General features: G+C 63.6%; 10 protein-coding genes. 7 read left to right on the top strand and 3 right to left on the bottom strand.

What is annotated here, in order from left to right; translation table 11 throughout:
• Positions 1-616 precede the first annotated feature (616 nt).
• The 5 genes from H585_RS0115265 (at position 617) to ablB (ending at position 5,406) form a co-directional block, all read left to right on the top strand.
• Positions 617-1,402 (top strand): ABC transporter substrate-binding protein, encoded by a 786-nt coding sequence (locus H585_RS0115265; protein ID WP_034628235.1) that lies wholly within the window; start codon positions 617-619, stop codon positions 1,400-1,402.
• Between the two features lie 87 nt (positions 1,403-1,489).
• Entirely contained in the window at positions 1,490-2,152 is a 663-nt protein-coding gene (locus H585_RS0115260) for an amino acid ABC transporter permease (protein WP_027368451.1), read from the top strand.
• A complete protein-coding gene (locus tag H585_RS0115255; protein WP_081678696.1) occupies positions 2,149-2,940 on the top strand; it encodes an amino acid ABC transporter ATP-binding protein in 792 nt (263 codons plus the stop codon). Before H585_RS0115260 ends, H585_RS0115255 begins: the two co-directional genes overlap by 4 nt.
• Before the next feature lie 230 nt (positions 2,941-3,170).
• On the top strand, positions 3,171-4,514 hold the full coding sequence (kamA, locus tag H585_RS0115250; RefSeq protein WP_027368449.1) for a lysine 2,3-aminomutase: 1,344 nt from the start codon (positions 3,171-3,173) through the stop codon (positions 4,512-4,514).
• Positions 4,504-5,406, top strand: a complete 903-nt coding sequence (ablB, locus tag H585_RS0115245) for a putative beta-lysine N-acetyltransferase (protein WP_027368448.1) — start codon at positions 4,504-4,506, stop codon at positions 5,404-5,406. The genes kamA and ablB overlap by 11 nt, the downstream gene beginning before the upstream one ends.
• A gap of 112 nt (positions 5,407-5,518) precedes the next feature.
• Here ablB and H585_RS0115240 read toward each other — a convergent pair whose 3' ends face one another.
• From H585_RS0115240 to H585_RS0115230, 3 genes are all read right to left on the bottom strand, one after another.
• Positions 5,519-5,830 carry a hypothetical protein gene (locus H585_RS0115240; RefSeq protein ID WP_027368447.1) on the bottom strand — a complete coding sequence of 104 codons (312 nt, stop codon included), beginning with the start codon at positions 5,828-5,830 and terminating at the stop codon, positions 5,519-5,521.
• 168 nt (positions 5,831-5,998) lie between these two features.
• A complete protein-coding gene (locus H585_RS0115235) occupies positions 5,999-6,313 on the bottom strand; it encodes an RNA recognition motif domain-containing protein (RefSeq protein WP_027368446.1) in 315 nt (104 codons plus the stop codon).
• A 276-nt stretch (positions 6,314-6,589) separates the two neighbouring features.
• Positions 6,590-8,260 (bottom strand): PAS domain-containing sensor histidine kinase, encoded by a 1,671-nt coding sequence (locus H585_RS0115230; RefSeq protein ID WP_027368445.1) that lies wholly within the window; start codon positions 8,258-8,260, stop codon positions 6,590-6,592.
• 227 nt (positions 8,261-8,487) lie between these two features.
• Here H585_RS0115230 and H585_RS0115225 point away from each other — a divergent pair, with 227 nt between their 5' ends.
• On the top strand, positions 8,488-10,587 hold the full coding sequence (locus H585_RS0115225) for a methyl-accepting chemotaxis protein (protein WP_027368444.1): 2,100 nt from the start codon (positions 8,488-8,490) through the stop codon (positions 10,585-10,587).
• 166 nt (positions 10,588-10,753) lie between these two features.
• A complete protein-coding gene (locus tag H585_RS0115220; RefSeq protein WP_027368443.1) occupies positions 10,754-11,308 on the top strand; it encodes a hypothetical protein in 555 nt (184 codons plus the stop codon).
• Positions 11,309-11,589 lie beyond the last annotated feature (281 nt).

Below are 11,589 nucleotides of genomic sequence, written 5' to 3'. Positions count from 1 at the left end.
ACGGGTGGAGCCTGTCCTCATGCGCCCCCGCATTGGGTAGCAAGCGCCTGAAGCCATGTAATATCGTCGTGCATCCGTCTACTTCCGCAAGCAATGCCGAATGTCTGCAAATCAAGGTTGTCCACTGCCGCGAGTCGGTTTGACATGCCTGTTCATCTATGGCATACATTAGTCGAATCAGGCGTGCAGAGTGCGTCATGATTGCTTTCGAGCCTCCTGAGCATATCAGGCGCAGTAAAGCATAGTGGCTCAGGTATGAATTCGCGAGGATTGATGTACAGCGTATTGTAAATAAGCATGTCCTCGCCCCTGGTGTGTAACGCAGTGCCTTTGCCGTTCCGGCGAAGCGCGTCAAAGCGGGCGCATGCGCGCCCCGGTCCATGACGGCCGACGGAGCCGACCTCTCGGGTCGCTTCCGCTCCCCGGTCGCTATTCTCGACACAAGCACACGTAACGGACCCAAACCATCGCGCCCTGGCTCCTTCATGGCATTCCCCCACGGACGCCCTACGGAGTCTCGCTGCCGCGAGCGTACTGGACGCTTATGACGCTTCGGCCGCAAAGCCCCGAGCGTCTCCCGTCGTGCGCGGAACCCGAACCACCCAAGGAGCTACGCATGAACATGCGACACCTGCTGACCACGATCCTTCTCACGCTCACCCTGGCAGCCCTGGCCACGGGCTGCGGCTCCGACGAACAGACCGCCCTGGAGCGGGTCAAGCAAAGCGGCAAAATCAGCTTCGCCATGAGCGGCGGCTATCCGCCCTTCAATTTTTATAACGAGCAGAACGAGCTGGTGGGCTTCGACGTGGACGTGGCCAACCAGGTGGCCAAACGCCTGGGCGTGCAGTTCATACCCGTGACCACAGAGTGGAGCGGCATCATCGAAGGTCTGCGCTCCGGGGCCTACGACGGCATCCTGGGCAGCATGGCCGTTACGCCCGAACGTCAGAAAGTCGTGGATTTCTCCTCGCCCTACTACTACTCGGGCGCGCAGCTCGTGGTGCGCCAGGACGCGTCCTACCAGAGCCCGGACGAGCTCAAGGGCAAAATCGTGGGCGTGGTCACGGGCACGACCTTCGAGCAGGACGCCAAGCAGCTCGGCGCGGGCGACGTGCGCCTCTACAAGGACGATAATCAGACCTTGCTGGAGCTGGACAACGGCGTGGTGGACGCGGTCATTACCGACCGGGTCGTGGGCGTCAACGCCCAGAGTGGGAATCGCTTCAACGTGCGCCTGCTCGGCTCGCCCCTGCGCAGCGAGGACATCGCCGTAGTTTTCAAGAAGGATGCCGGGGGCCTGCGCGATGCGGTCAACGCAATCCTGGCCACGATGCACGAGGACGGCACGCTCAGGTCCATCAGCCGCAAGTGGCTCGATGCCGACGTGACCACGAAGTAAGCCCGCCGGACTCTACGGGTGGGCGGCCATCCCAATGCCGCCCGCCTTTCAGCGCAAGCGCGCTCCCACCATCAACCGGAGAAGTGCATGGATTACGACTTCACGGTGCTCCCGCAATTTTTGCCCTATTTCCTGCCCGCGGCCTGGATGACCCTGCAGGTCACGGCCCTGGGCATCCTGCTCGGGCTGGCCTTGGGGCTGGCCACGGCCTTCCTGCGCATATCGGACAAGGCCGTGCTCAACCTGCCCGCCCGAGGGTACATCTACGTCATTCGAGGCACGCCGCTGCTGTTGCAGCTGCTGTTCCTGTATTACGGGCTGCGCGGCACCCTGGGCCTGTCGGCCCTGACCTCGGCCATGCTGGCCCTCGGCGTCCACAACGGAGCCTACATCGGCGAGATATTCCGGGGAGCCATCGGGTCCATCGCGCCCGGCCAGATGGAGGCCGCGCGCTCCCTGGGCATGACCTACCCACGGGCCATGCTGCGCATCATCCTGCCCCAAGCCTTTAAGCGAGCGGTGCCGGCTTTGGGCAACCAATTCATCATCGCGCTCAAGGACTCGTCCCTGGCCAGCGCCATCACCATCAACGAGCTGCTGCTCAAGAGCCAGCAACTGGCCTCGTCCAACTTCCGCATGATGGAGATGCTGACCATCGCGGCCCTGTTCTACCTCTTCTACACCGGCGTATTCACCTGGCTGTTCTCCAGGGTGGAGCGACGCCTGAGCCTCAGCGAGGGAATGATATGAACATGAACCCAGACAACCGGGAAACCGGCCAGACGCCCCAGTCGCCCCCATCACCCCAGTCTGCAATGATCAGCGTGCGCGGCCTGCACAAATGGTTCGGCGAACTGCACGTGCTGCGCGGCATCGACCTGGACGTGACCCGCTCCGAGGTGGTCACGGTCATCGGCTCCTCGGGCTCGGGCAAGTCCACCTTGCTGCGCTGCGTGAACTACCTGGAACGCCCGCAGAAAGGCCGCGTGGCCATAGGCGGCAAGCCCGTGGAAGATACGGAGCGGGCCATCAATGCCATGCGCACCAAGGTCGGCATGGTCTTTCAGCACTTCAACCTCTTTCCGCACATGACCGTGCTGGGCAATGTCATCGAAGGCCCCACGCAGGTCCTGGGTAAATCCAAGGACGAGGCCGTGGAGACCGCCCGCGCATACCTGGACAAGGTCGGGCTGTCGGACAAGGTGGACGTCTGGCCCAGCCAGTTGTCGGGCGGCCAGAAGCAGCGCGTGGCCATCGCCCGCGCCCTGGCCATGGAACCCGAAGCCATCCTCTTCGACGAGCCCACCAGCGCCCTGGACCCCGAACTGGTGGGCGAGGTGCTCGCGGTCATGAAAGAACTGGCCGCCGAGGGCATGACCATGGTCGTGGTCACGCACGAGATGGGCTTCGCCCGCGAGGTTGCCGATACCGTCTACTTCATGGACGAAGGCGTCATCCTGGAGCAGGGCACGCCTGAGCAGGTTTTCGGCCAGCCGAGGGAAGATCGCACCAGGGCTTTTCTGGCGCAGGTGCTGTAGGGCGGCGCACGGCGCGGCCGGAGAGGGGCGCCGCCCCTCTCCGGACCTCTCCCCGCCAGGGAGCTCGGCCCCCTGGACCCCGTATTTTCAATACAGGGCAGGATGGCCAAACGACACTTCCATTGAAACTCGCGGGTCCAGGGGCGCGCCGCCCCTGGTGGGAGGGGTCTGGGGAGGGCAAAGCCCTTCCCAGCTCTTGTGCATGAGGATCAACCAAAGGAGAAAAACGCATGACCATATACAACCCACGCCAGCAGGAAGTCAGCAAACGCATCAGCTGCCAGGCGAACAAGGCCAAATGGACCGACTGGCGCTGGCACATCCGCCACACGGTGCGCGATATCGAAAGCTTCGAGACGCTCACGGGCATCCGCTTCGGGCCCGAGGAGCGCGCGGGTTACGAGCGCACGCTGGAAAAATTCCCCTTGTCCATCACGCCGTACTACCTGTCGCTCATCGACACGGCGGACTACGCCAACGACCCGGTCTTCCGGCAGGCCTTCCCCTCGGTGCACGAACTGGACATCGGTCCGCACGACATGGCCGACCCGCTGCACGAGGACGAGGACAGCCCCGCGCCGGGCATCACCCACCGCTACCCGGACCGCGTGCTGTTCCACGTTTCCAACCTGTGCGCCATGTACTGCCGCCACTGCACGCGCAAGCGCAAGGTGGGCGACGAAGGGCACATCCCGAGCCGCGCGCAGATGGAGCAGGGCTTGGCCTACATCCGCTCCGCGCCGCGCGTGCGCGACGTGCTCCTGTCCGGCGGCGATCCGCTCATGCTGCCCGACGAGACCCTCGACTGGCTGCTGTGGAACCTGCGCAAGATCGAGCACGTGGAGGTCGTGCGCATCGGCAGCCGCATGCCCGTGGTGCTGCCTTACCGCATAACGGACGATCTGATGTCGATCATCCGGAAGCACCACCCGGTGTGGCTCAACACCCACTTCAACCATCCGCGCGAGGTGACGCGCTCGGCGCGCGAGGCTTTGGCGAAGCTGGCCGATGCGGGCATTCCCCTGGGCAACCAGTCCGTGCTGTTGGCCGGTGTCAACGACTGCCCGCGCATCATGCGCTCGCTGCTGCACAAGCTCGTGCGCAATCGCGTGCGGCCATACTATCTGTACCAGTGCGACTTGTCCGAGGGACTGACGCACTTCCGCACGCCCGTGGGCAAGGGCATCGAAATCATCGAATCCCTGGTGGGCCATACGTCCGGCTTCGCCCGGCCGACCTACGTAATCGACGCGCCCGGCGGCGGGGGCAAGATCCCGGTCACGCCCAACTACGTCATCTCCTGGGCCACCAACAAAGTGGTGCTGCGCAACTACGAGGGCGTCATCACTACCTATGCCGAGCCCGACTGCTACACGCCAACGATCTGCGACCGCGACTGTGCTTCCTGCGACCTGCAGCTCAAGGAGCAGGACGCGGAAGAATATGCGGCGGTGGGCATAGAAAGACTCGTCTCGGATTGGGACGACACTCAGAGCCTGGTGCCCGAGGGCACAGCGCGTCTGGATCGCCGGCCAGGCGGCGACAACGCACAGGAGGGCAGCCATGACGGGTAATCCGAATACGCGCATGGCGGAGGACAGGATTGTACGCCTGGGCTCCGCGCTGATCCAGCACGGCCCGCTGTCGGACCGGGTCTATCTCATGAAGTTGGAGGACGCGGACAAGGGCGCCGAGGCGGCCGAAAATGTGCTGGCCCTGGCGCGCTCCAGGGACTACGGCAAGGTCTTCGTCAAGGCCCCGGCCGCCGCCAGCGCGGCGTTCCTGGAACTCGGCTTCGAGGAAGAAGCGCGCGTGCCCGGCATGCTGTGCGGCAAACGCGACGTGTGCTTCCTTGCCCGCTTCCGCAAGCCCTCACGCGCCAAGTCGCGAGACGCGGAAGCCGTACGCCGGGTGCTCGACATTGCCCTGGCGCGCACAAAGCGGCGCTCCCCGCCACGCGTGCCCTCGGGCTACACGTTTCAGGTCCTTGGGCAGGAACATTGCCAGGAAATGGCCGTGCTCTATGGCCAGGTCTTCGCCAGCTACCCGTTCCCCATCCACGATCCGCGCTACCTGTGCGAAACCATGCGCACCCACGTGCGCTACATGGGTGCGTTCAAGGACGGCAGCCTCGCGGCCGTGGCCTCGGCCGAGCTGGACCGCAAGGGGCAGAACGCGGAGATGACCGATTTCGCCACCCTGCCCGAGCACCGAGGGCAGGGCTTGGCCTCGATCCTCCTGGCCCGCCTGGAGGAGGAGGCCGCGCGGCTCGGCGTGCTCACGGCCTACACCATCGCGCGGGCCGTGTCGCCGGGCATGAACATCACCTTTGCTCGCGCCGGTTATACCTTTGACGGCACGCTTACGCGCAACACGAACATCGCCGGCGCACTGGAATGCATGAACGTCTGGCACAAGCCCCTGCGGACAGACGCCCGGACCGAGGGGCGTAACGCGGCGGCTTGAGCGCGCGCGGTCATCCTCTCACGGACCAAGGCTACAGGGCATGAAGACAGGGACGCAGGGGCGATGTCCCTGTTTAAGGGGCATTCAGAGAGCCGCGCCTCTGCGGAGGCCTTCAGTGGCCTTCCGATTTGCCGTCGGCCCTGCGCTGCAGCGTCTTGGCCGTATCGCTGCGCAGGATTGGCGAATCCTTGGGCACGCCTTCCTCGCGCAGGCCGGCCTGCAGATCCTCATGCACATCCTGCGGTTCCTGGCCGTATTCGAAGATGGAGAACATGCGCACGAGCAGCCAGGGCAGCTTGTCCGGGTCCCCGCCGCCGTCCGCCGCTTCCTTGGCGAGCTTGTAGGCCAGTTCGAAGCTTGCGGGCCGCTCCTCCTCGGGGCTGGCGACAATCTGGCGGATGCGTTGCAGTACAGTGCTGTTCACGGGCGACCTCCATGGGGCTCTGGTTTTCCTTTAGCTTATACATGAGCGCCCGGCGCAGTGAAAGCCGCCGCGAGCCATTTTGCCGCAAACGGCGCAGGGCGCTCCGCCATAAAAAATGCCCGCCCCGGTGTCCCGGAGCGGGCGGTCAGCTCTGTATGCGTCACGCACCTACCAGCGCGGCTGGCGCGGGCGGTACTCGCGGCTATCGCGGTAATCGGGAGCCTCTCGCGGTGCGCGGGGTTCACGGGGTTTGGCTTCGTTGACCTTGAGCACCCGGCCGGACATGCGGTAGCCGTCCAGGGCCCGGATGATGCCGTCCACATCCCCCTCGATTTCCACGAAAGCGAAGCCGCGCGGCCGGCCGGTTTCGCGGTCGGTGATCATGTTGACCCTGGTCACGGCTCCGAACTGCGCGAACATGGTGCGCAGATCCCCCTCGGTAGCGGAAAAGGGCAGATTGCCGATGTACAGCGACTTAGCCATGCACAATAACTCCTTACACTTTGGGGTGTCACAGACGATTCCGGAAACGAGGAGGGCGGAAAAACTACCCTGGGGAATAAGACCTTACCGTGGCTCCTGTCCCAACGATGCCGCGTTGCCGTGAACCGGGACCCCTCCGCACCATGCGGATGAACGGTCCCCTCATGGTATCGGAAGCTACGGTTATGGATGGGGCGAGGTCAAGAAGAAATAAGGCGCTGAAATGTAAATGGAGAAACGTGAGCGGACGATGGCCAGATGCGAGCCAGGTGCGACTCAGAATGCGAAGCGGGCCAGAAGCCTGTCCAGGGCATCCATGTCCACGGGCTTGGCCAGATAGTCGTCCATGCCGCAGGCCAGCAGGCGTTCGCGGTCGCCCTCCAGGGCGCAAGCCGTCAGGGCCACGACCGGGATGTCCGGGTTGCCGGTCTCGCCCGCGCGAATGCGGCGCACGGCCTCTTCGCCGTCCACCTCGGGCATGCGCACGTCCATGAGCACCAGATCGTAGTCGCCCACGGACAGCATGCGCAGGGCCTCCAGACCGTTGTGAGCCAGATCGGTCATGTAGCCTCTGGCTTCCAACTGATCCATGAGCACGAGCTGATTGATGGCGTTGTCCTCGGCGAGAAGTATGCGCAAGGGCGAGGCCGTGCCGGGCTCCTGGCCGGCTGGCTGCCCAGGAGGGAATCGCCTGACGCGATCCTCGCCCAGGCCGAGACGGGCAGTGAAATGAAAGGTGCTGCCGCGGCCTTGGACGCTCTCGACCCATATCTCCCCGTCCATCATCTCGACCAGACGACGAGAGATGGCCAGCCCCAGCCCGGTGCCTCCGGAATCAGGGCAATCCAGCGCCGCAGTGGTGAAGAACCTCTCGAAGACGTTCGCAAGGTGCTCCGGGGCTATGCCGATGCCCGTGTCGCGGACCTGCGCATGCATCAGAACCTTGCCGCCGCGAGGGTCGCGGTCGAGTGCGTCGATGTCCACCAGCACCGCAATACCGCCCTGCCTGGTGAACTTAACGGCATTGCCCGTGAGATTGATCATGATCTGCCGCAGACGCTGCGGGTCTCCCGTCAAGATTTCCGGAACGTCGGGGGCGACGTCCATGCTGAAAGCCAATCCTTTTTGCTTGGCGCTCAAAGCCAGGGGCCGCACGGCTGCTTCCAGCTCGTCGCGTACGACGAACTCGCGCAAGACGAGCTGCGCCTCGCCGGATTCGACCCGGGACAGATCCAGAATATCGTTGACGATATCCAGCAGCGAATGGGCGGATTGTTTGAGCAGTTCCAGATACTGACGGACTTCCTTACGCGGTTCCTTGGCAAGGGCCAGCTCAGTCATGCCCATGATACCGTTGAGGGGCGTGCGTATCTCATGGCTCATATTGGCAAGGAACAGGCTTTTGGCCCGGCTGGCGTCCTCGGCCGCGGCCTTGGCCAAGCGAAGCTCCAGCAGCAGGGCTTCGCGCTGGGAGTCCGCGTCGATTTGGTCCGAGATGTCGCGGACGGTCACCACCACGCCCAACCGACCGTCAGGGCCGGAAGCAATAGGCGCGGCGCTGCACAGCAGGTGGCGCGTCTGGCCGCCGACATTCGCCATGAGCCGTTCGCTGGCCACGGCCTCGCCCCTCCAGGCGCGCATCCAGGGCATATCCTCCACGGACAGGGGCGTGCCGCCGAGCCTTGCCGGAAGCAGGACTAGCGCAAGATCCGTAACGGACAAACGGCATTCCTCGGACCCCAGCCCGAAGATTCGCCTGGCTGCGGGATTGGCGCGCGCAAGGCGCAGCTCCGCATCAAAGACCATGACGCCGTCGGGCATGGATGCGATGGCTGCCTCCAGGCTCGGCTGTATGGCGTCAGCAATCGGTTCAGGGAAGACATAGCGCCGACTCTGAAGGACCTGCCTGCATGCAGGATCGATTTCGGGAGGAACCTTGCGGTTCATGCTCAACACCAGGGTAATCTGAAAATGATGAAATATCTTCTTATGTTCTTACGCGGATTGCAACATAAATCGGATGATACATATCCGCATAGGCCCTGACCCGCCGAATACGAGATTGCGTTGTCGACTTTTTTACAATAACCCACAAAAATTCATCCGTGGAAAGATCGAACACATGCGTACCGCCCGGTGTCTTTGAAGACCGGACCGCAGGCTTAGGAGAGGACATGCGCATTCTCTGGGGGACCATCCAGGCTCGGCTGTTCGCCGGTTTCGGCGCCATAGCCTTGTTGCTGGTGGGATTGGGAGGCTCGAGCCTGTGGCAGGCCAGTATTATGGGCGGATCCGTGACGGAGTTGGAAAGGCACGCCCAGCTCTCCAACGCGGCAGCACAACTGGAGTATCTCGTCGCCAGGGAAATGCAGATGCTCATGGAAATCATGACCGCGCAGGATGCGGATGAAATCCAGGAGTCCTGGCGGAGCTACCTGGAACACGAGAAATATTTCAACCAACTGTCCGCTGCGCTGCTCAAAGGCGGCGAGGTGGATGGGAAGCGCTACGAGGCGGTCCCGCATGCCGAGCTGCGCAAACTGATTGGCAAGGCCGCGGCCCTGCATTCAGGCGTTCTCGAGAAGTCCATGCTGGTGGCCTACGGCAAGTCGAAGCGGGTATTGGACCTGCGCGCCAGCGGCGACCCCTTGAATCAACTTGGCAAGCTTGAGCGCGAAGTCATCGAAATCGATGCGCAGACCGACAGAATCGGCGAGGAACTCGTAGCCTTGCTGGTCAAGGCCGATGCCCTTGCCGCCGAGAGTTATCAGGTTGTCGAGCTGCAGACGTCCCGGAGCGTGTCCACGGCCCGGATGACGGCCCTCGTCGGCATCCTCGTGGGCCTGGCTTTGGCTACGACCTTCGGCCTGCTCTCTTCGCGCGGCATCATCCGGCCCATGCACGCCGTGCGCCGCTATGCCGAACGCGTGGCCGGAGGCGATTTCGCCGCCTCCATCGATGCCTCGCTCACGGGCGAATTGGCGACCATGGCCGGCCACGTGCAAGCCATGGTCGCGGAACTCAAGAACAAATTGGGCATGAGCCAGGGCCTGATGCACGGCATGACCGTGCCCTGCGTCATCAGCGACGTGCAGGGCAACGTCCTGTTCGCCAACCAGGCCTGCCTGGACCTTCTGGAGCGTGACGGAAAGCCGGAGGATGCCGTCGGCATGCTCACGGGCGAGTTCTTTTACAACGACCCCAAGCGCGAAACATTGAGTTCCAGGGCCGTGCGCGACGAGCAGGTCTTACGCGACGTGCAGGTCACGATGCACACGCTCAAGGGCAACCAGCGCCACATCAAGATGGACGTGGCGCCCATCCAGGACCTGGATGGCCAGGTTATCGCCGCCTTCGCCATCGTGACGGACCTGACCGAGATCCAGGAGAAGCAGACCCGCATCGAGCAACAGAACGAGCTTATCGCCCGCGCCGCTTTCGAGGCCACGGACGTGGCCTCCCAGGTCTCCTCGGCCTCGGAGGAGTTGGCGGCCCAGGTGGACGAATCCAGCCGAGGGGCCGATTTGCAGCGCAGTCGGCTGGCCGAGTCCGCCACGGCCATGGAGCAGATGAACGCCTCGGTGCTGGAGGTGGCCCGCAATGCCCAAGGCGCCGCTAACGTGGCCGAACAGACGCGCGGCAAGGCCCTTGAGGGCTCACGCATCGTGGAGGAGGCTGTTGGCGGCATCCAGGGCATCAGCCGCATGGCCGACGCCCTGCGGGGCGACATGGGCGAGTTGGGCCGGCAAGCCGAGAGCATCGGCCGCATCATGGGCGTCATCTCTGATATCGCGGATCAGACCAATCTGCTTGCCCTTAATGCCGCCATCGAGGCGGCCCGCGCGGGCGAGGCCGGGCGTGGCTTCGCGGTCGTGGCGGACGAGGTGCGCAAGCTAGCCGAAAAGACCATGTCCGCCACGGCGGACGTGGACACGGCCATCCGCCAAATCCAGACCAGCGCCAAGCGTAATATTCAATCCACGGAGGAGACCGCCCAGGCCATTGCTCGCAGCTCCGAGCTGGCCCGCTCCTCGGGCGAGGCTCTGCGCGAGATCGTGGGCCTGGCCGAGCGGACCGCGGAGCAGGTGCTCAGCATAGCCACGGCCTCGGAGCAGCAATCGGCTTCCAGCGAGCAGATCTCCCGCTCCACCGACGAGATCAACCGCATCGCCTCGGAGGCCGCCGACGCAATGATGCAGTCAGCCCAGGCCGTAACACAGCTTGCCGAACTGGCCGGCCGCCTCAACGCAATCATACAGAACATCCAGCGCTGAAGCCGCGCCGCCCAACCATAAGGCGAGATCCCCATTCACACCCAAGGTTGGGCGGCGCGCGATGGCGGACATACCCCTGCGGAAGCGGCACGGCGTTGCATCGGGCCAGGACGTATGCTACTGCCATGGTAACCGAGCTAACCTCAACATCTGCAAGGATATCCCCATGCTCGACCCCAAGAAGTGCACCCTCTACAGCGGCGGAGCGCGCGGCGCAGAGTCCGAGTTCGGAAGGCTCGCCGAGAAGTACGGCATCGAGGAGGTCAACTTCAGCTTCGAGGGACATCAGAGCGAGCGCGCTCGCGGCGTGCGGGCCCTGACCAGCGAGGAGCTCATGCGCAAGGACGTGAGCTTGGCCTATGTGTCCAAGCTCATGAACCGCGCGTATTCGAGCGCGCCCATCTTCCGCAAGGTGCTGCAGTCCATATCCTGGCAGGTCGACAGCGGCCACGAGATCTGGATAGTGGGCGAGGTGTTGGAGGACGGCACGGTCAAGGGCGGCACGGGCTGGGGCGCGGAGTTCGCCAAGATCTGCAACAAGCCCTTGTTCGTGTTCGATCAGCAGAAGAACGGCTGGTTCACGTGGGACGGCGAGCGCTGGAATCCCGTTGCCGATCCGGCCATCACGCACCACCACTTCACCGGCACGGGTACGCGTTTCCTGGAAGAAAACGGCAGACAGGCCCTGGCCGGGCTGTTCTCCCGCAGCTTCTCCAAATAGACCCGGACATTCCGAGTCCATCGGCCTTGAGCGGCTTGCAATTAAACTGAGAGATATCCGCAGGCCCTAAACCATCTCCTGGCATTCTCCGGGGTGATCAGGTTCAGGGCGGGTGCGATCGCCTTGTACAGAGCCTCCCCGGTGCGGATCTTGGCACCTCGGAGGCTCTCTTTTAGAGCAGACTGCTTTTAAAGCACTTTGCAATTAAGCTGAGAATACCCACAGGCTTTGAACCATCCTCTGGCATTCTCAGGAGTGATCAGGTCAAGGGCTGCTGCGAT

The sequence above is a fragment of the Desulfocurvibacter africanus subsp. africanus DSM 2603 genome (assembly GCF_000422545.1).
In the GTDB taxonomy this organism is placed as follows: domain Bacteria; phylum Desulfobacterota; class Desulfovibrionia; order Desulfovibrionales; family Desulfovibrionaceae; genus Desulfocurvibacter; species Desulfocurvibacter africanus.
This window is presented reverse-complemented; position numbering and strand designations above follow the sequence as displayed.